The 20522-nt window shown below is 72.2% G+C and carries 17 protein-coding genes; 14 read left to right on the forward strand and 3 right to left on the reverse strand.

Annotation, left to right across the window (positions count from 1 at the left end):
• The first annotated feature begins 99 nt into the window (after window positions 1-99).
• Window positions 100-567 carry a VanZ family protein gene (locus IF651_RS05920; RefSeq protein WP_191828161.1) on the forward strand — a complete coding sequence of 156 codons (468 nt, stop codon included), beginning with the start codon at window positions 100-102 and terminating at the stop codon, window positions 565-567.
• Here IF651_RS05920 and IF651_RS05925 read toward each other — a convergent pair.
• Complete coding sequence (locus tag IF651_RS05925) at window positions 515-1036, reverse strand: hypothetical protein (RefSeq protein ID WP_191828162.1); 522 nt, start codon at window positions 1034-1036, stop codon at window positions 515-517. The genes IF651_RS05920 and IF651_RS05925 overlap by 53 nt on opposite strands.
• A gap of 177 nt (window positions 1037-1213) precedes the next feature.
• Between IF651_RS05925 and IF651_RS05930 the strand changes: the two genes are divergently transcribed.
• On the forward strand, window positions 1214-2296 hold the full coding sequence (locus IF651_RS05930; RefSeq protein WP_191828163.1) for a C2 family cysteine protease: 1083 nt from the start codon (window positions 1214-1216) through the stop codon (window positions 2294-2296).
• Between the two features lie 8 nt (window positions 2297-2304).
• Window positions 2305-2613, forward strand: coding sequence for a hypothetical protein (locus IF651_RS05935; RefSeq protein WP_191828164.1), 309 nt, complete (start codon window positions 2305-2307; stop codon window positions 2611-2613).
• Window positions 2614-2628: 15 nt separating this feature from the next.
• Here IF651_RS05935 and IF651_RS05940 read toward each other — a convergent pair whose 3' ends face one another.
• Both IF651_RS05940 and IF651_RS05945 read right to left on the reverse strand, forming a co-directional pair.
• A complete protein-coding gene (locus IF651_RS05940; RefSeq protein WP_191828165.1) occupies window positions 2629-4278 on the reverse strand; it encodes a fucose isomerase in 1650 nt (549 codons plus the stop codon).
• A gap of 107 nt (window positions 4279-4385) precedes the next feature.
• Window positions 4386-5402, reverse strand: coding sequence for a substrate-binding domain-containing protein (locus IF651_RS05945; protein WP_191828166.1), 1017 nt, complete (start codon window positions 5400-5402; stop codon window positions 4386-4388).
• A gap of 217 nt (window positions 5403-5619) precedes the next feature.
• Between IF651_RS05945 and IF651_RS05950 the strand changes: the two genes are divergently transcribed.
• The 11 genes from IF651_RS05950 (at window position 5620) to IF651_RS06000 (ending at window position 20445) form a co-directional block, all read left to right on the forward strand.
• Window positions 5620-6327, forward strand: a complete 708-nt coding sequence (locus IF651_RS05950) for an FCD domain-containing protein (protein ID WP_206715167.1) — start codon at window positions 5620-5622, stop codon at window positions 6325-6327.
• 79 nt (window positions 6328-6406) lie between these two features.
• Window positions 6407-7387, forward strand: a complete 981-nt coding sequence (locus IF651_RS05955) for a Bug family tripartite tricarboxylate transporter substrate binding protein (protein ID WP_191828168.1) — start codon at window positions 6407-6409, stop codon at window positions 7385-7387.
• Window positions 7387-7995 carry a tripartite tricarboxylate transporter TctB family protein gene (locus IF651_RS05960; RefSeq protein WP_191828169.1) on the forward strand — a complete coding sequence of 203 codons (609 nt, stop codon included), beginning with the start codon at window positions 7387-7389 and terminating at the stop codon, window positions 7993-7995. Before IF651_RS05955 ends, IF651_RS05960 begins: the two co-directional genes overlap by 1 nt.
• Window positions 7992-9518 carry a tripartite tricarboxylate transporter permease gene (locus IF651_RS05965; protein ID WP_191828170.1) on the forward strand — a complete coding sequence of 509 codons (1527 nt, stop codon included), beginning with the start codon at window positions 7992-7994 and terminating at the stop codon, window positions 9516-9518. The genes IF651_RS05960 and IF651_RS05965 overlap by 4 nt, the downstream gene beginning before the upstream one ends.
• A complete protein-coding gene (locus tag IF651_RS05970; RefSeq protein WP_191828171.1) occupies window positions 9515-10627 on the forward strand; it encodes an exo-alpha-sialidase in 1113 nt (370 codons plus the stop codon). The genes IF651_RS05965 and IF651_RS05970 overlap by 4 nt, the downstream gene beginning before the upstream one ends.
• Before the next feature lie 81 nt (window positions 10628-10708).
• Window positions 10709-11566, forward strand: a complete 858-nt coding sequence (locus IF651_RS05975) for a dihydrodipicolinate synthase family protein (protein WP_191828172.1) — start codon at window positions 10709-10711, stop codon at window positions 11564-11566.
• Between the two features lie 51 nt (window positions 11567-11617).
• Entirely contained in the window at window positions 11618-16114 is a 4497-nt protein-coding gene (locus IF651_RS17395; protein WP_206715170.1) for a GDSL-type esterase/lipase family protein, read from the forward strand.
• 175 nt (window positions 16115-16289) lie between these two features.
• The gene (locus tag IF651_RS05985; protein ID WP_191828174.1) at window positions 16290-17330 is read left to right on the forward strand and encodes a substrate-binding domain-containing protein; all 1041 of its coding nucleotides are present in this window, start codon (window positions 16290-16292) and stop codon (window positions 17328-17330) included.
• 59 nt (window positions 17331-17389) lie between these two features.
• Window positions 17390-18286 (forward strand): carbohydrate ABC transporter permease, encoded by an 897-nt coding sequence (locus tag IF651_RS05990; protein WP_191828175.1) that lies wholly within the window; start codon window positions 17390-17392, stop codon window positions 18284-18286.
• A gap of 4 nt (window positions 18287-18290) precedes the next feature.
• Window positions 18291-19118, forward strand: coding sequence for a carbohydrate ABC transporter permease (locus IF651_RS05995; protein ID WP_191828176.1), 828 nt, complete (start codon window positions 18291-18293; stop codon window positions 19116-19118).
• A gap of 52 nt (window positions 19119-19170) precedes the next feature.
• Window positions 19171-20445, forward strand: coding sequence for an ABC transporter substrate-binding protein (locus tag IF651_RS06000; RefSeq protein WP_191828177.1), 1275 nt, complete (start codon window positions 19171-19173; stop codon window positions 20443-20445).
• Window positions 20446-20522: the final 77 nt, after the last annotated feature.

The raw sequence follows: 20522 nt of genomic DNA on the forward strand, positions 1-20522 counted from the left end.
CGCGCGCGGGGGCGGCGAACGGAGTGGGATGCGTGCAGGCCTCGTGGTCGTGCGGCTCGTGGCGGCCCGGGCCGCAGGGCACGCCCGTACGCTGTGCGCGTGCGCCCACTGACCTGGATCTTCGCCGTCTACCTCGCGGCAGTCCTCGTCGTCACGCTGTGGCCGTCGCCGCAGTCGACCGACGCACCGGGCTGGGCGACGGCGACGCTCGACGTCCTGCAGGGTCTGGGGATTCCGCTGACGCTGCCCGTGCTCGAGGCGTCGGCGAACGTCGTGATGTTCGGGCCGTTCGGTCTGCTGGGCCTCCCGCTGCTGCTGGGGTCCGCCGCCCGGCGGGGCACGCCGGCCCTCGGGGCGTGGCGTGCCGTCGGGCTCGTGACGCTCGCCGGCGCCGCGCTGTCCGCGGTGATCGAGCTGGCGCAGAACCTGCTGCCGGGCCGGGTGCCCACGGTCCAGGACGTCGTGCTGAACACCGCCGGGGCCCTGCTGGGTGCGCTCGTCGTCGCCGGGGCGGTCAGGACGTCGGGACGGGGGACGTCCCCTCGCCGTCGCACGCGTCGGGCGTGACCGGGACGGTGAGGCGCAGCGCCGACGTCTGCTCGGCCGACACCGTGACGACGGCGCCGGCGTCGTCCGTCGCGACCGCCTCGACGGCGCCGCCGTCGACCGCCTCGGCGTCCCCGAGCGCGGAGAACCCGTGCTCGTCGAGGACGGGGTCGAGCGCTGCGGCGACCTCCGCGAGGTCCGCGCCCGACGACGCGAGGTGCTGCGCGGACGTCGCGCGCGGCAGGACGAGCGTGCAGGTGCCGGCCTCGCCGGACAGGTGCGCGTCGTCGTCGGACTCCCAGGCCGCCTCTCCGTCGAGCGCGGCGACGAGCTCGTCCTGGACGGGCGTGTAGGTCTCGAGCGCGACGACCGGGTCGAGGGTCGCCGGTTCGTCGTCGTCGCAGGCCGCGACGGACAGGACGAACGGCACGGCGAGCGGCACGGCGAGGAGCAGGGCGGGGCCGCGGCGGGCGCGGTGTCGGTGCGGCACGTGGTCCCCGGTCGTCGTCGTCGTGGGTGCGAGACCGAACCTAGCAGCCGGCGCCCGTGCGCGGACGGAGACAACTCCCCATGGTCGCCGTCGACCGTGCTCGCTACTCTCGGGACGGCCCGCGGACCGGTCGAGGACGACCGGCCGGGCCCGCCGGACGGCAGGAGACGGGGACGGATGAACGGGATGTACGGCGCCGACGTCGCCGAGCTGCGACGTCTCGCGGCCACGATCTCCGCGGCCGCGGCGCGGCTCCACGAGGCGCGGGCCGCGGTCGACGGCGCGGTCTCGGCGGTGGGCTGGACCGGGCCCGACGGCGAGGGGTTCCGCTCCGTCTGGTCGGGGCAGCACGCGGGGCTGCTGGCCCGGTGCGCCGACCTCCTGACGGACACCGCCACGACCGTGCGCACGAACGCCGACGCGCAGGACCGCACGAGCACCGACTCCACGTCCTCGGGAGGAGGACCCGGCGGACCGGGCGGACCCGGAGGCCCAGGGCACGGCGGCGACCGGGGCGGGGAGGACCTCCCTGGGAACCCGGACGTCGGCGACTACGGGCCGTGGGTGGACGTCCCCGACGACGTGCCGCTCGACGACGAGGCTCTCGACCCGAACCAGATCAACCAGCAGACGCTCGGCGACTGCTGGCTGCTCGCAGGGCTCGGCGCCGTCGCGCTGCACGACCCGCAGTGGATCCGCGACCACATGCGTCGCAACGACGACGGCACCTGGACCGTGACGATGTACAAGGACGGCGAGCCCGTCGAGATCACGGTCGAACCGGAGGTCGCCTCCCAGGGGGCGATGGACCCGGACGGCGACCCGAGCTGGGTGTCGATCTACGAGAAGGCCGCCGCCGAGTACTGGGGCGGCGAGTACGAGGACCTCGACGGCGGCTACTCGAGCGACGCGTTCGAGGCCATCACCGGGGCCGAGGCGTCCAGCACGGGCGAGAGCGACCTCGAGGACCTCCGCGACAGGCTCGCGGACGGCCCCGTCGCCCTCGGGACCGAGGGCGACGACACCTGGTGGCCGTTCGACGACGAGACCGACGACGACCGGATCGTGCCGAACCACGCCTACATCGTCGACCGGGTGGAGGAGCACGACGGCGAGCTCATGGTCCACGTCATCAACCCGTGGGGTCCGGGCGACCACGCACAGGCGGACGGCAGCAACAAGATCGGTGACCTCTGGCTGACCCAGCAGGAGTACGACGAGAACTTCGACTCCGTCTACTCGGTCCCGTCCACACGATAGGAGCACGCATGCACGAGCAGGACGACCGGCAGGACGCCGAGGAGCTGCGCGCCGTGCGCGCGAGCCAGGGGTCCCAGCCGCGGTTCGCCGACGTCAGGGTCGGCATCATGCGCATCGGTGTCCGGGAGGGACGGGCGCTCGTGCAGCTCGCCCTGCGGTCGCCCCGCGGGGAGGACGTCGTCGTCGTGGACGAGGGCGAGGCGATCGACCTGCACGGCGCGGGGCTGCTGCACCTCGACGAGGTCCACGGGGTCGAGGGGAGCACGACCGGCGAGGTGGTCCTCTCGTTCCACCCCGCCGGGCGCGACGTGTCGTGAGCGCTCTGCCCCGGCTCAGCGCGTCAGCGTGGTCTCGCCGCACACGTGGACGGGCATCCCGAGGCCGGCGAAGAGCGCGGCCTTCGCCGTGAGCGCACGGTCCGCCGTCTCCGCGTCGGGCGCGTAGGCGACGTTCAGGTGGTTCGCCTTGTGGCGGGCCATGAACTGGTCGCGGCTCACGCCGTGCAGGACGGCGTGCATGATGGGCCACTCGGGGTTGGTGGCCTGCTTGCGGCGCTGCGTCTCCTCGGCTGGCAGGGAGACGACCGAGGCGCGACCGAGGTCGACCTGCAGGACGCCGTCGGCGATGTAGACGCGGGACCACACGATCTCGCCCGGTCGGCAGACGCCGTTGATGGTCGAGCCGCCTGCCGGGAAGAACACGGGGTCCTGCCGCCAGCCCTCGGCGCCCGCGTAGCCGCCCTCCAGGTGCGAGGCGGGGACCGAGCCGGAGATCTCGAGGACCCAGACGAACTGCCCGTCGTACTCCTCGCCCCAGCGCACGTCGTGCAGCGTGGTGGCGGGGTCGAGCCCCATCGCGGTCCACAGGCGGTTCGTCACGAGGGCGTCGACGGCGACGCCCTCGTCGGCCTCGTTGAAGTGCGGGAACGCCTGCCCGTCCCAGAGCACGCGCTCGCCGTCGCGGGACCGGACCGGCGGGCGCTGCACGTTGTTGAGCAGTCCCTCGGCGAGGTCGGACGCGGGGGAGAGGTCCTTGAGGCCCTGCTGGTACTGGATGCCGACGGCGTCGAGGCCGAAGTCGTCCGCGATGCGCAGCGCCGCGACGTACATCTTGTGCTGCCAGCGCAGCTGCGCGCCGGTGAGCTCGGTCGCGTCGTCCGTCCCGAGGCGGAACGTCATCCCCGCGTCCTCGAGCCACCGCTGCACGTCGTCGGCCTCGGCGTCGCTCACGCGCTGCATCTCCGCCCACAGCGCCGACTGGGACAGCCGCTCCTTGTAGATGCCGAGCCCGTTGAGCAGCTCGTCGTCGAAGATCGCGTTGTACATGCCCATGCAGCCCTCGTCGAAGACGCCGATGATCGCCTTCTCGCGCCGGAGCTGGGCGGCGAGCGCCTCGCCGAGCTGCTGCTCGGGGGACGCGGGCAGCGCGGGGAGCGGGTGGACGTGCGACGCGTCGTGCTCGATCGTGCCCGTGGTGACCCACGAACGGACGGCGTCCTGGAACCAGGAGTCGGTCCCGTCGACGGTCCACACGGTCGAGTAGTCCCGGCCCATCTTCGTCATGCCGGCGTTGAGACCGAGGAGCCCGACGAGGCCGGGCCAGTCGCCCGCGAAGTTCGCCGCGGTCAGGACCGGACCGCGGTGCGTGCGCAGCCCGGCGAGCACGTGGTGGCTGTACTGCCAGACGGCCTCGGCGACGACGAGCGGTGCGTCGGGCGGGATGGTGGCGAAGACGTCGAGACCCATGCGCTGGGAGCTGATGAACCCGTGGCCCGTGGCGGGGTCGACCTCGTTGGCGCGGACCACCTTCCAGCCGTTCGCCGCGAACGCGTCGGTCAGGACGCGTTCGAGCGCGACCTGCGTCGGCCAGCCCGCGACGTTCGCGGACTCGCGCAGGTCGCCGGACGCGATCAGGTAGACGGTGCGCTCGGGTGCCTGCGGCTCGGGCGCGAGCTCGGGGACGGTGTACGCGGCGGTGGACATGTCTGCTCCTTCTCCGGTCGTCAGCACCGCGGTCCGCTCCGGCGAGGGGGTGCTGACAGGTCGTCGGGGGCCGAGGGCGCCCGTCCGGTCAGCGTGGCAGTAATCGATTACAGGTGCAAGCCCGCGGATGTCCCGCCGGGAGGCGCGGCACCGTCCTGGACGACGCGGCGCGGCGCGACGTCCAGGCCGTCGAGGCGTTCCAGCAGCATGCGCGCCGCCGTGGTGCCGAGCCCGCGCGGACTGAGCGGGACGAGCGCGACGTCGTCGGTCCGTGACGTCGCGAACGGCAGGTCGCCCACGATCCCCACGCCGACGGAGGTCCCCCCTGCGGCGCCCGACGCCGCGAGGTCGAGGTGCCGGTCGGCGACGGCGCGCAGCGCCCCCACGCCCACGAGGTTGTTGGTCGCGAGCACCGCGTCCGGCGCGGTCGGGCGCGCGAGCAGCTCCGAGGTCGCGGCGTACCCGCCGTCGACGCGGAAGTTCGCGTGCACGAGCAGGTCGTCGCTCGGCACGAGGCCGGCGTCGTCGAGCGCGAGCCGCCAGCCCGTCGCGCGGTCGACGGCGGTCGTCGTCGCGCGCGGGCCCGTGACGCAGGCGATGCGCCGGAAGCCCCGCTCGACCAGCAGGCCGGCCGCACGCCGGCCCAGGGCGACGTTGTCGAACGTCACCTGGTCGACGGCGTCGGGAACGGCCCGGTCGACCGCGACGACGGCACGACGGCGCGCCAGCAGGCCCGCGAGCGCCGGGCTCGCGGACGCGGCCGCGATGACGACCCCCGCCATGTTCTCGTGCTCCGCGACGGCGAGGTAGCGCGCCTCCTTGGCCGGGTCGTCGTCGGTGTTGCACAGCACGACGGAGAACCCGGCCTCCTGCGCGACGTCCTCGACTCCGCGCGCGACGGCGGTGAAGAACGGGTTCTCGACGTCGGGCAGCACGAGCGCGACGACGTCGCTCGACCGCCGCCGCAGCGAGCGCGCCGTGCGGTCCGGGACGTAGTCGAGCTCGTCGACGGCGGCGCGTACCGCGGCGACGAGCTCGGGTCGGACGCTCTTGCCGTTGAGCACGCGCGAGACGGTGGCGGTGGACACGCCGGCACGGCGGGCGACGTCGACGATGCGGGTCACTGGCGGCCTCCTCGGGGTTCCGGCGGTCGGGGTGCGGGACCAGTGTGGCGCACGCGGGCGGCGGGGCCGCCGATGGCACCGATCGCACCGATGGCGCCGCGGCGGGTCACGGGCTCCCGGGGCCGGCTCGAGGGGGTCTTGCGTCCTGCGGGGTGATGGCCTATGTTGACGGTTAACCGTTAGCAGTAATCGATTACACATGGACGAGGAGGTCCGAGTGAGCATCACCGACGACCAGTGGCGCCGCACGGCGCTCAGCGTCCGACCGACGCCCGCGCTCGGTCAGCACGTGGTCGACCACCTCCGTCGGCTCATCATCACGGGCGAGCTGCGTGCCGGCACCCACCTCGTCGAGGCCCAGCTGTCCGAGACGTTCGACGTGAGCCGAGGACCTGTCCGGGACGCGCTGCGCCAGCTCGAGACCGAGGGCCTCGTCGGGTCCCGCCGGCGCGGGGTCTTCGTCATCGGGCTCGCGCTCGACGACATCGAGGAGCTCTACCTGCTGCGCCGCCTGCTCGAGCTCGAGGCCGTGCGTCTGTGCATGGCCGAGCCCGTGGTCGACTACGTGGCGGCGACCTCGGCGCTGGAGCGGATGGCGGCGTGCGCGCAGCAGCAGGACCCGGAGGCGTTCGCGACCGCGGACCTCGATTTCCACTCGGCGTTCTACTCCGCCTCGGGGCATCGCCGCCTCGAGGCGATCTGGCAGCAGTACCGGCCGACGTTCGCCGGGATGCTGGCCGTGACGAACGCCGAGGACCGCGACCTGGTGCCGACCTACGACGACCACGTCGATCTGCTCCGGGTGATCCGGGCCGGTGAACCGTCCCCGGCCATCGCGCTCCTCGAGGAGCACCTCGACGGGTCGCACCGACGCATGCTCGCGGCCTACTCGCGCTTCGTCGCCGACGCCGACGCCGGCGTCTGACCCGTCCCGCGTCGCGCAGGGCAGCGCGCACGCAGCACCACCAGACGTTCTGCAGTACCGACAAGGGAGTTGACACGACATGACCCGACGTACCACCCGCACGTTCACGGTCGGCGCGGCGCTCGCCGTCTCCGGCCTCGCGCTCGCCGCCTGCTCGGACAGCACCGGATCGGGAGGCGGAGGCGACTCCGCGGACTTCCCGGAGGACGACGTGACGCTGATCGTCCAGGCCGACGCCGGTGGCGGCTCCGACCTCACGTCGCGCGCGCTCGCCACCGAGCTCGAGCCCGTCCTGGGCGTGTCGATCGTGGTCGAGAACCGACCGGGAGCGTCCGGCTCGACGGCGATGCAGTACGTCGCCGGGGAAGAGCCCGACGGCTACACCATCGGCTTCTCACCCGTCGAGATCTCGATGCTCGGGCACGAGGGCTACGACGTGGACCCGGCCGACTACGACTTCCTGGGTCAGATCATGCTCGCCCCGGGCGTGCTGGTCGTCCCCGCCGACAGCCCGTACGACACCCTCGAGGACTTCGTCGAGGCGGGCCAGGACCAGTCCCTCTCGGTCGCGAACTCGGGCGCCGGCTCCATCTGGGAGATCGCGGCGTTCGGGCTCGCGGACGCGACGGGCGCCCAGCTCGACCCCGTGCCCTTCGACGGCGGCGCCCCGGCGCTCGCCGCGGCCGTGGGTGGTCAGGTCGACGCGGCCGTCGCCGGCGCCGGCGAGGTGTCCGCCGCGGTGGACGACGGCCAGGTGAAGGCTCTGGCCGTCTTCCACGACGAGCCGTACCCGGACCTGCCCGACGTCCCGACCGCGGCGGACGCAGGGTACGAGGACCTCGAGTTCGGCGGCTGGGGCGGCATCTACGCGCCGGCCGGTCTGCCGGACGACGTGCGCTCGACGCTCGAGTCCGGCATCGAGGAGGCGGCGACGTCCGAGGGCTTCGAGGACACCGTCACCAAGTCGGGCAACCTCGTCGTCTACAAGTCCGCCGACGAGTTCACCGACTTCGTGAACTCGGAGTACGACCGGTTCGGGACGCTGCTCGGTAACGGCTGATGACCTCCGCACGCAGCGCACACGGCGGTGCCGCCCCGTCCGAGCAGGACGGGGCGGTGCCCCTCGCCGACCCGGAGCCCACCGCGGGCCCCGCGTCCGACGCGACCGCCCGGCCCGATCTCGGGGCAGGCGCGCCCACCGACCCGGACCCCGCACCGCCGGCGCCGCCGTCGCGCCGGCTCGAGGTCGCCTCCGCCCTGGTCTCGCTCGTCCTGCTGGCAGGGCTGGCGTTCCTGGCCCGGCGCATCGAGCTGCGGACCGAGACGGGCGGCATCGACCCGCGCTGGTGGCCCGAGCTGCTCGGCACCGTCGGCGCCGTGCTCGCGGTCGCGCTCCTCGTCGTCGCCCTCGTCCGTCCGTCGGACCGCGGTGATCTCGAGGCGACGACCCGCACCGGCTACGTCCGTCTGGGCGCGTCGGTCGCCCTCACGGTGGGGTACCTCCTGCTCTGGCCGCTCGTCGGCTTCCTGGTCGCCACGCCGATCTACCTGCTCGCCCTGATCCTCCTGTTCGGGGGACGCGGCTGGCGCACGCTGATCGGCTTCCCGGTCCTGACGACCGCCTTCATCTACCTCCTCTTCCACACGCTTCTCGAGGTGCCGCTGTGAACGTCCTCGTCGACGGACTCTCCCCGCTGCTCGACCCGACGGTGCTGGTCTGCCTCCTCGCCGGTCTGCTGGTGGGCACGCTCGTCGGTGCCTTCCCGGGTGTGACGGGCTCGATGGCCGTCGCCCTGGCCTCCGGGTTCACGCTCACGCTCGAGCCGGTGCAGGGCCTGGCGGTGCTGCTGACGATCTACGTCGGTGCCAACTACGGCGACCGCATCCCCTCGATCCTCGTCAACACCCCCGGCACGCCGGCCGCGATCGCGACGACCCTCGACGGCTATCCGCTCGCGAAGCAGGGCAAGGCGGGCCTCGCGCTGGTCGCGTCGTCGTTCGTGACGACGGGCGGCATCCTCGTGTCGATGGCGGTGTTCCTCGTCGCCGCACGACCGATCGCGCAGATCGCGCTCGAGTTCGGGCCCGCGGAGATGTTCGCGCTCGTCGTGTTCGGCCTCACCGTCATGATCTCGATCTCCTCGAAGTCGATCCTCAAGGGCGTCATCGCCGGGATCGTCGGCCTCGCGATCGCGACCGTGGGCCGGGACCCGATCACGGGGGACGAGCGCTTCGTCTACGGGGTCAACGACCTGAACTCGGGCCTGCCGTTCATCGCCGTCATCATCGGCCTGTTCGGGATCGCCGAGCTGTTCGACCAGCTGCTCACGCACCGCGAGCAGTCGGTACGGCCGATCTCGGCGCTCGGCCGGTGGTGGCCGACCCGCGGCGAGCTCAAGCAGATGCGCAAGCCGTTCGCGCTCGGCTCGGTCATCGGGACGGTGGTCGGCGTGGTCCCCGCGGCCGGTGGCGACATCGCGGGACTCATCGGGTGGGACCGTGCCAAGCGGCTGTCCAAGCAGCCGGAGAAGTTCGGCAAGGGATCCCTGGAGGGTCTCGCCGCCGCGGACACGTCGTCGAGCGCGACGCTCGGCGGGTCCCTCACGACGACCATGGCGCTCGGCATCCCGGGCGACTCGGTCATGGCCGTGATGGTCGGCTCGATGGTGATCTGGGGCCTGCAGCCCGGACCGTCGCTCTTCACCGACAACCCCGACCTCGTCGTGACCATCGCGACGATCATGATCCTCGCGACCGTCCTGTCCCTCGGGATCAGCCTCGTGCGCATGCGCGGCATGGTGAGGCTGCTCGACCTCCCGCGGCACTACCTGTGGGCCGGCATCCTCATCTTCTGCGTCGTCGGCACCTACACGACGACCAACAACATGTACACGGTCTGGGTCATGCTCGGGTCCGGGGTCCTCGGCGTCCTCATGAAGCGCACCGGCTTCCCTGCCGGGCCGGTCGTGCTCGGGCTGCTCCTCGGCCCGCTCGCGGAGGCCAACCTGCGCCGGGCGCTGCTCATCGACGGGCCGTCCTCGCTCGTCACGCAGCCGATCTCCGCGGTGCTGCTCGTGCTCGCCCTGATCGGGCTCGGCACGCCCATCATCGCTCGTGCCCGCGCGTCCCGCCGGCAGGGTTCCGGTGAGGCGGAGGCGCGCGAGAAGGAGTCGAGCGGGAGCGTCCGGTGACCGGGACCGCCCTGGCCGTGACCGCGGGGGTCCGACGGTCGTTCGTCGCCGTCGACCACCCGGGCTGGGTCCAGGCGCACGCGTCGAGCGTGCTCGTGGTCGGCGACGAGGTGCTCGTCGCCTGGTTCGCCGGCACCCGGGAGGGCTCGGACGACAACCGCGTCTGGCTCGCGCGCCGTGGCCGCGGCCCGGACGGCCGCGCCTGGCACGAGCCCGAGATCGTGCTGCCGGCGCCCGTCGCGCACTGGAACCCCGTGCTGGCGACCGGGCCGGACGGGGCGGTCCGGCTCTTCGTCCGGCGCGGTCCCCGCATCTCCACGTGGTCGACGTGGGTGTCCCGGTCGGTCGACGCCGGCCGCACGTGGTCCGTCGCCGTGGAGCTCGTCCCGGGCGACGTCGGCGGACGCGGCCCCGTGAAGAACCCGCCGCTCCTGCTGCCCGACGGCGCGTGGCTGGCCCCCGGCTCCACGGAGGCCTGGGGGGAGGACCCCCGATGGTCGCCGTTCGTGGACCGTTCCGTGGACGGTGGTGCGACCTGGCAGGCGGCACCGATCCCGCTCGACCGGTCGCGCCTGCGCGGTGCCGGGGCGATCCAGCCGGCGCTCTGGGAGGGGCGCGACGGCGCGGTGCACGCGCTGCTGCGCAGCACCGAGGGCCACGCGTTGCGGTCCTCGTCGTCCGATGCCGGGCGCACGTGGTCGGTGGCCGAGCCGGTCGACCTGCCCAACAACAACTCGGGGCTCACGGTCGTCGCCCTCGGCGACGGCCGCGTCGCGTGCGTCCACAACCCGGTGTCCGCCGACTGGGGTGCCCGCTGCCCGTTGGTCGTCTCGGTCTCGGAGGACGACGGGGCCACGTGGCGGTACGCCGTCACGGTCGAGGACGGCCGGACGGCGGTCGACGACCGGCCGGGCCTCACGCCGTCGTCCCCGCTCCCGACCGGAGGCGGCTTCGCACCCGCGGACGACGGCGTCATGACCAGCGGCGTCGGCGAGTACTCCTATCCCGCGGCCGCTCTCACGCAGGACGCGCTCCTCGTCACCTACACCTGGCAGCGCCGCGGCATCGTCGAGGCGCACGTGCCGGTCGACCTGCTGCGCGCTCGCTGAACCACCCACCTCCACCCCACCGACACGACCGCACACGACCGCACCCGGCGAGACCCGGGCGCCACTCCGGAAGGACCCTCCATGACCGCACGCATCGTCAGCGCCGTCCCCGTCCCGTTCACCACGGACGGGACGCTGGACCCCGAGACGTTCGAGAAGTCGCTCGTCGCGATCTCCGCCCACGTCGGTGGTGCCCTGGTCGCGGGCACGACCGGGGAGTTCCCCGCGCTCGACGACGCCGAACGCGTCGAGCTGTTCCGCCGCGCCGCGCGCGTGCTCGGCACCGACCGTGTGATCGCGCACCTCGGGCACGGCAGCGCGCACCAGGTCCTGCGGCTCGCCGCCGCGACGGCGGAGCTGGGCATCTCCCGGTTCGCGCTGCTCACGCCGTACTACCTGCCGACGGACGACGACGGCGTCGTCGACTTCTTCCGTGCGCTCACCGAGGCCCACCCGCAGGCGGACGTCTACGCCTACCTCTTCCCGGAGCGGACGGGGTCCGAGGTCTCGCCCGCCGTCCTCGCCCGGGTCCTCGCGCTGCCGGGGATGGTCGGGGTCAAGCTGTCGGGCGGTGCCGCGGCGCGGCTGAGCGAGTACGCGGCCGTGCTGCAGCCCGGCCAGGAGCTCTACTCGGGAGACGACGCGACCTTGCCCGCCGTCCTGGCGGCCGGTGGCACCGGCGTCGTCTCCGGTGTGTCGAGCGCGTTCCCGCAGACCTTCGCCGCGCTCGCGCGCGCTCTCGACGCCGAGGACCCGGCGGCGGATTCCCTGCAGCGCACGGTCCAGGAGATCGTCCCCCTGGTCGGGCCGACCGTTCCGAGGCTGAAGGCCGCGATGGCCGCACGGGACGGTGCGCCCTGGGCGTCGCGCATGTCCTTGCCGGCCGTCGATGCCGCGACGCGCACCCGGATCACGGAGGTGGTCGCCGCCCACCGATGACCCGGAAGGTCCCGAGCCGACGACTCACTCGACGACGAGCAAGGAGTCCGCATGTCTGACCGCACGAGCCGTACGAATCACCGCACCAGCCGCACCTCACTCGCCCTGCTGCTCGCAGGCGTCCTCGCCGCCCCTCTGGCGGCACCCGCATCGGCCGACCCGGCGGGGCGGTCCGGGCACACCGACCTGGCCGGCCCGACGCCGGCAGCACAGGACTCGCCGACACCGGACCTGCCGGAGCCCTCACCGCCGTTGGCGCCCCTCGACTACGACAACCCCGGTCTGACGGTGGACCTGGCCCCCGGCCTGTGGGGCGCGCCGCTGCCGATGGACATCGACGGGGACGGGGTGAACGACCTCCTGGTCAACTCCACGGGCAAGCCCTCGAACGGGCTGTGGTCGTACCGCAACGTCGGTACGAACGAGGAACCGCTGTTCGAGGCGCCGGATCGTCTCAGTGCGGGTCGTGCCGACAGCCACATCTCGTACGTCGACGGTGAGCCGGTCGTGACGACGCCGAACCGGGTCTACCCCGACGTCGCGGAGACCGGCTTCCTCGCCGGAGAGGCGATCGGTTTCGACGGGACCGTGCACGAGCCGGACCTGCCGGACGGGCGGCTGCGCGGCGACCAGTGGTACATGGTCGACTACGACGACGACGGCGCGCTCGACGTCGTCGTCGGCGTCGGCGACTGGAGCGAGTACGGCTGGGACGCCGCCTTCGACGACGAGGGGAACTGGACCAACGGGCCCCTGCACGGGTACGTCTACCTCCTGCGCAATGCCGGCACGACGGACGTCCCGCGCTACGAGGACCCGGTGAAGATCGAGGCCGCCGGGGACGCCGTCGACGTCTACGGGACGCCGAGCCCGGTCGTCGCCGACTTCACCGGTGACGGCGACCTCGACCTCGTCACGGGCGAGTTCCGGGACGAGCCCACGTTCTTCGAGAACGTCGGGACGCGGGCCGACCCGCAGTACGCGGCCGGGAAGCCGGTGCAGCTCACCGACGGCGGCACGCTCGCGCTCGAGCTCGAGATGATCGTGGTCTCGGCGATCGACTGGGACGGCGACGGCGACACCGATCTCGTGATCGGCGAGGAGGACGGTCGCGTGTCGCTCGTCGAGAACACCGGCGACCTGGACGACGGGGCGCCCGTGTTCGAGCCCCCGGTCTACTTCCAGCAGGAGGCGACGCACGTCAAGGTCGGGGCGCTCTCGACGCCGAGCGGCGTCGACTGGAACGGCGACGGCCGCCAGGACCTCCTGGTCGGGGACTCGGCCGGGTTCGTCAGCTACGTCGAGAACCTCGGCGGGGACGACGCGACGCCGAGCTGGGCCGCACCCGTGCGCCTGGAGGCGGACGGCACCGTGATCCACCACCAGGCCGGTCCGAACGGCTCCGTCCAGGGGCCCGCCGAGGAGAAGTGGGGCTACACGTCACCCACCGCGGCCGACTGGAACGGCGACGGACTGCCCGACGTGATCGTCAACGACATCTGGGGCCGCGTCGTCTGGTACGAGAACGTCGGCACGAGGACCGAGCCCGAGCTCGCCGCGGCGCAGCCGGTCACGGTGCAGTGGGACGGTGCGACGCCGAAGCCGGCGTGGAACTGGTGGGACCCGCAGGGCGACGAGCTCGTCGTGCAGTGGCGGACCACACCGGTGGTGCGGGACATCGACGGCGACGGTCTGACCGACCTCGTCATGACCGACCACGAGGGGTACCTCGCGTTCTACGAGCGCGTCGAGACCGACGACGGCCTCGCGCTGAGACCGGGTGAGCGGATCTTCATCGGCGAGGAGGGCTCGTCGGTGTTCGAGGAGGGTCGCGGCGACGCGGTCGACGCACCCGAGGGCCCGATCCGGATGAACCAGAGCGAGGACGGGGCGTCGGGCCGGCGCAAGATCGCGATGGGCGACTGGACCGGCGACGGGCGTACGGACCTCATCATCAACGGCACCAACGCCCAGCTCCTGGAGAACGTCGGCGACGACGACGAGCCCTGGCTCTTCCGCCTCGCCGGGGACATCTCGAACGGGACCCTGGCGGGTCACACCACGTCGCCCGCGCTCGTGAACTGGGACGGTGAGGGGCCCGACGACCTGCTGCTGGGCGCCGAGGACGGCGTGCTCTACCTCCAGCCCTGGAACGGCGGAGATCGTCCGGACGACCGCTGGGGCACCCCGTCCGACGACCCCGCCGACCTCGTCGGCAGCTGGTCGTTCGACGAGGGGGAGGGCCATGTCGCCCAGGACGGCTCCGGCAACGGCAACCACGGCGTCGTCGACGGTGCCACGTGGGTCGAGGGGCACACCGGCACGGGGCTCCGGCTCGACGCCTTCAACGACTACGTGGACCTCAGCCACACCGTCGCCCCGTTCCTCGCGGACGCGCCGGGGATCACCGCGTCGGCGTGGGTGCGTCCGGACTCCTTGGACAGCGGTGCCCAGCGCATCTTCGGGTCTCGGATCGACGGGGGCAGGGCCGGGTTCGAGGTCACGTTCGAGAACGCGAACGCCCGCGCGCGGATCGCGGTGGCCGCACGGAGCGAGAGCGGCGACTCCTACCGCAAGCTCCGGTTCGACACGCCGAGCATCCACGCGGGCGAGTGGCACCAGGTGACCGCCGTCGCCGACTTCGAGAAGGACCTCGTCCGCCTCTACGTCGACGGCGTCGAGGTCTCGGCGTCCTCGGACCCGCAGGCCGTCTTCGGTGCCGACGCCTACGACCTCGGGACCCCGAGCCAGCCCGACACCATCGGGCGCAGCCCCGACGGGTCGAGCTACCTGCGGGGGACCGTCGACGACGTGCAGGTCTACCGCGTCGCACGGGACCAGCGCGACGTGCTGCTCGACCTGGTCGCCGACGAGTCGTCCCGGTGGGTCGCGACCGGCGACCTCCCGCAGGATCTCGGCGACCAGGTGGTGGCGGCCACCGGCGACGCGCGTGCGTCGCTGGCGGCGGGCGACGATGCGGCGGCGCGGGAACGTGTCGCGCAGCTGCGGGACGAGCTCGCCGCGGGTCCCGACGCCGCGGGCGTCACGGCACCCGTCGCTGCGCTCGTCGCGTCGGCGGACGAGTACCTGCTGCGCGCCGACCCGCCGTCGGCGCAGTGCTCGACGGCGGACGGCGAGCCCGTCCCCACGTGGCGCTCGGCGCCTGCCGCCCCGCGCGACGCGAACGAGGTCGCGCAGCAGGGGTTCGCGGACGAGACGATCCGCATGGTCGCCCGGGCCGACGTCGGTGGGTGCGGCGTGCGGGTGCGACTGTCGAACGAGTTCGGCACCGAGCCCGTCACGTTCGACAAGGTGTCGGTCGGCGAGCGGTCCGACGGGCCGCTCGTCGACCAGGACACGCTGGTGCCGGTGACCTTCGACTCCGGGCGGACCATCACCATCCCGCCGGGGGAGGAGGCGGTCTCGGACGTCGTCGACCTCCCGGTCGGCGATCGTGCGGAGCTGGCCGTGTCCGCCTACACGTCCGGCGCGACCGGACCGGCGACCACGCACAACCTCGCGCGTGAGACCGGGTTCGTCGCTCCGGGCGACCACGCCGACGACGCCGGCGGCGACGGGTTCCTGCCCGCGACGACGTCGTGGATGTTCCTCTCGGGGATCGACGTCGTGCGGGCAGACCCGACGCCGACGGTCGTGGCCGTGGGCGACTCGCTCACGGACGGGCTCGGCACGTCCCTCGGGGCGGAGAAGACCTGGCCGGACCAGCTCGGCGACAGGTTCCTCGTCGAGCAGTCGGGAGCCGCGTCGGTGGTCAACCGCGGCATGTCCGCCGGGCGGCTCCTGCGCGACGCCGCCGGCTCGGAGAGCGACCCCGCGTCGCTCCCGGGTGCGATCTCACGGCTGGACCGTGACCTCGACGACGCGTCGACGGCCGTGCTGCTCATCGGGATCAACGACATCATCCAGGGGCAGCAGGGGGAGGACCCGGTGAGCGCGGACGATCTCGTCGCCGGGTACGAGGAGTATGTCGAAGAGGCGCACGCGCGCGGGGTGCGGGTCGTCGGGGCGACGCTCACGCCCTACGGAGGGTCGCGCAACTTCACGGAGGCCGGCGAGGCGGTCCGACAGGAGGCCAACGAGTGGATCCGGTCGAGCGGCGCGTTCGACGCCGTGGTGGACCTGGACGCGGCCGTGCGGGACGCGGACGCACCGCGGCGCATCGACCGCCGCTACGACCTCGGCGAGGGCCTGCACCTCAACGATGCCGGTCACCGGGCGATGAGCGAGGCGTTCGACCTCGACGTGCTCCTCGGCGAGCCCGGCGCGTTGAGCGTCGAGGCGGAGGCACGCTGTCTCGCGGGCACCGCGTACGTCGCCGTGCGCGCCGTCAACGACGGTGACGAGCCGGTCGACGTGGCGCTGCGGACCGAGTTCGGCACGCACGTGGTCGAGTCGGTGGAGCCGGGTGCGTCGGCATACCAGTCGTTCAGCGCTCGGGCGGCGTCCGTCCCGACAGGTACGGTCTCGGCGGTGGTCCCCGGAGGGGAGCCGGTCGAGGTGGAGCTCGCGGCGGTGAGCTGCGACTAGGTCGGTTGCGCGTGGTCGGTCGGGGTCCGACACCACCGGCCACGCGCTCCCGGCGAGGTGTGACTTGACGGACGCATCGCGCGGTGCCAGAGTGTCCAGAAATCGGAAACGTTTCCAGTTGATCGTCGACGACGTCTTGGAAACGTTTCCGAACCGACGACGAGGTGGAGCGACAGTGACGTCATCACGCGCCACGCTGAACCAGGTGGCCGAGCGGGCAGGGGTCTCTCTCGCGTCGACCTCGCGCGCGCTGCACGGAAGCGGAGCAAGTGCCGCGATGGTCGAGCGCGTCCGCGCGGCAGCGACCGAGCTCGGCTACAGCCCGGACGTCATCGGGCGTTCGCTCCGCATGAAGAAGACCTTCCAGGTCGCGTTCGCGGTGGCCGACATCGGCAACCCTGTCTACGTCGAGATGATGGCCGCGATCCACGAGGTGCTGGACCCCCACGGGTACCGGGTCGTCGTCATGACGACGGGGGACACGCCGCGCTCGACGGCCGACCTGGTGCGCAGCCTGAGCAGCGGATTCGTCGACGCGCTCGTCGTGAGCCCGCTGCGGACCGACGACGAGCTGGTTCGAGCGATCCAGGACTCCCCGGTCCCGGTCGTCGTGATCGGCCGCTCGCTCGCGGCGTACGGGATCGACTCGGTCTCGACCGATTCCGCCGGAGGGATCGGCTCCGCCGTGGCCCACCTGCTCGAGACCGGGCGGCGCCGGATCGGGTTCCTCAACGGCCCGCTCGACACCACCCCCGGCGAGGCGCGCCAGCGTGGTTTCGACGACGCCACGGCCGCCGCGTTCGACGGTGACAGGGCCGACGCCGAGGTCGCCGAGGACTTCACGGTGGCCGCCGGCACGGCGGCGGCGCGCACCCTCCTGGCGCGCGTCCCCGCCGACGGGACGCGACTGGACGCGATCGTCGCCGCCAACGACCTGCTCGCGATCGGAGCGATCCGCGCCGTGCGCGAGCTCGGGCTGACCGTGCCGGGCGACGTGGCCGTGACGGGGATGGACGACACCGAGTTCGGGCAGTTCTTCGAGCCCAGCATCACCAGCGTCTCGCTCGGATCGGCACAACGAGGTCGGGTTGCCGCCCAGATCGTCCTGGACCTCATGGACGGTGCCGAACCGGGCGCCGCGCAGTCGCTCGTCGGACCGTCGCTCCGCGTGCGTGAGTCGACCGCCGCGGTCGAGGGAACGGGAGGTGCACGATGACGACACCGACGCTGGCTACGAGCGTGCAGCCGCCGGCACCGAAGAAGGGGAGGAGCCCCATGCCCCGCCTCGGGGGGATGGAGCGGGCCAAGCGCCGCGAGGCGATCGGTCTCGTGATGCCCTCGCTCCTGCCGATCCTCGTGCTGAGCGTCGCGCCCCTCGTGATGGGCGTCGCCCTGGCCTTCACCGACGCGCGCCTCGTGCGGAACCCCGACTACGACTTCGTGGGCGTCGACAACTTCGTGCGGCTCGCCGACAACAGCTTCTTCTGGGACTCGTTCCGCATCGGCATGATCTGGGCGGTCTCCGTGACCCTGCTCCAGCTCGCCGCCGGGATGGGCCTGGCGCTCCTGCTCAACTCGGGCCTGCGACTGCAGGGACTCACGCGTGTCCTCGCCCTCATCCCGTGGGCCATGCCACCCGTCGTCGTGGCGATCATGTGGAAGATGATCTACTCGCCGAACGCGGGGCCGCTGAACGCATTCCTCGGTGCCCTCGGGCTGCCTGACGACACCAACTGGCTCGCGGACTTCTCGACCGCCCTGCCCGCGGTGATCGTCGTCGGCGTCTGGATCGGCATGCCGCAGACCACGGTCACCCTGCTTGCCGGTCTCCAGCAGATCCCGGGCGAGCTGCACGAGGCCGCGGCCATGGACGGCGCCGGCGCGTGGCGACGGTTCCGCGCCGTCACGCTCCCCAGCCTGCGGCCGATCATCACGTCGATCACGTCGCTGAACTTCATCTGGAACTTCAACTCGTTCTCCCTGGTCTACATCCTCACCGAGGGCGGACCGGGCGGTCGGACCATGCTGCCGATGCTCTTCACCTATCTCGAGGCCTTCAAGAACCGCAACATCGGCTACGCCGCCGCGATGGGCGTCGTCCTGGTCGTCGTCGTCGTGCTGCTGCTGACCCTCTACCTGCGCTCGCAGTTCCGCGACGAGAAGAAGGGCTGAACCGATGCGCACACTCGTCCGCCCGGCCCAGTACGCGGCCCTGGCCCTCTACATCGTCTTCCTCGGCTTCCCGCTGCTCTGGCTCATCTCCGCCTCGGTGAAGTCGTCGGCCGAGCTCAACTCGCTCACCGTCAGCCTGATCCCCCAGGCCTGGCACTGGGAGAACTACGCGCAGTCCCTCGCTCGCCAGGGACTCGTGCACTCGGCCTGGAACAGCCTCGTCGTCGCCCTCGCGTCGACCGCGCTGGTCATCCTCATCGCGCTGCCCGCGGCGTACGTCCTGGCCAGGCTCAAGGGCAAGATCCGTGCCGCCGGAGTCGGCTGGATCCTGGTGAGCCAGGTGTTCCCGGTGATCCTGGTCATCCTCCCGCTGTTCCTCATCCTGCGGACCATCGGCCTCACGGACAGCCTCGTCGGGCTCACCCTCGTCCACACGACATACACGCTGCCCTTCGCGCTCTGGATGCTCCAGGGCTACGTCGCGGCGATCCCCCTCGACCTCGAGGAGGCCGGGTCGATGGACGGGGCGACCCGGTTCACCGTGCTCCGCAGGATCGTCGTGCCGCTGCTGGCCCCTGGGGTCGTCGCGACCGCGATGTTCAGCTTCGTCTCCTCGTGGAACGAGTTCTTCTTCGCTCTCGTCCTGCTCCAGTCCCCGGAGAACTACACGTTGCCCATCACCTTGACGATGTTCATCGGCGGTGAGGGCAAGGTCGCCCTGGGGCCTCTCGCGGCAGGTTCCGTCCTGGCCGCCATCCCCAGCATCGTCTTCTTCTCGATCATGCAGAAGAAGCTCACCGGCGGGCTCCTCTCCGGCGCCGTGAAGGGCTGATCGGCGTGGCTCGACCAACCCTCTTCCCCACCACCATCGAAAGGTCAGACCCATGAAGACTCGTGGCGCGTCCATCGCTGCATGCCTCACGATCACCACTCTCCTCGTCGCCTCGTGCGGCGCGGGCAGCGGAGACGACGACGGCCCCGTGACCCTCACGTTCCAGTCGCTGTCGGACCAGCCGGCAGCCATCGAGGCGACCGAGTCGATCGTCGCCGAGTGGAACGAGGACCACCCCGACGTCCAGGTCGAGATCGTCCCCACCGGCTGGGACGGCGTCTACGACAAGCTGATCACCCAGTTCAACGGCGGGGCGGCACCCGACATCGTCCACTACGAGGCGGCGAGCATCGTCCCGTTCGCGGTGGACGGCTACCTCGCCGACCTGTCCGAGTACATGCCCGACGAGAAGAAGGCGGACATCCCCGAGGGCATCCTCGACTCGGTCACCGTCGACGACCAGATCATCGCCTACCCGACCGAGCTGCAGTCCTACATGGTGTTCGCCAACAAGACCCAGCTCGAGGACGCCGGTGTCGAGGTCCCGACCGGGGACACCATGTCCTGGGACGAGCTGCGGGAGATCGCGCAGGCCACCACGACAGGTGGCACGTATGGGCTCGGCTGGGGACTCGCCAGCCCGACGGCCACGTTCATGTCGATGGCACCGGGCTTCGGCGGGACCTACTTCGAGGGCACGGGCGCCGACGCGAGCCTGACGGTCGGGGAGGGCGAGATGGCGCTGCCCGAGCTCGTCAACACGATGGCCTACGAGGACGAGACGATCCTGCCGGTCACGATGACGCAGTCCGGTTCCGAGACCCTCGCGTCGTTCTACGCGGGCGACGTGGCCATGACGGTCCAGGGCTCCTACCAGGCCGCCAACATCGCGAAGGACGCACCGGAAGGCTTCGACTGGGTGGTCCTGCCCCCGCTGGCAGGTCCTGACGGAGCCGAGCAGGCCGCGAACCCTCAGACGCTGTCGGTCAACATCGACTCCGAGCACGTGGAGGAGTCGGCGGAGTTCATCGACTTCTTCACGGACACCGACAACCTCGCCGCGCTGAACGAGGCCGACGCGCTCATCCCGGCCACCACCTCGGCGCAGGAGGAGATGACCGCGTCGCTCGGTGACGAGAACGGCTGGTCGACGATCCTCTCGTCCGGGCAGTACCTCACCTCGGCCCCGTACCTGTTCGTCGACGCGTACGCGCAGTGGAAGGACACGGTGGCCACGCCCGCGTACCAGAAGTTCCTCGCGCAGGAGACAGACGCCGACCAGCTCGCGACCGAGCTGGAGAACGGCTGGGACGAGATCACCAAGTAGCAGCGAACGGTGCGGGGCGGCCGAGGACCACGGCGGCCCCGCACCGGTACCCCGCGGCCCGACGGACGGGTCGCGCC

This window comes from Cellulosimicrobium arenosum (genome assembly GCF_014837295.1).
In the GTDB taxonomy this organism is placed as follows: domain Bacteria; phylum Actinomycetota; class Actinomycetes; order Actinomycetales; family Cellulomonadaceae; genus Cellulosimicrobium; species Cellulosimicrobium arenosum.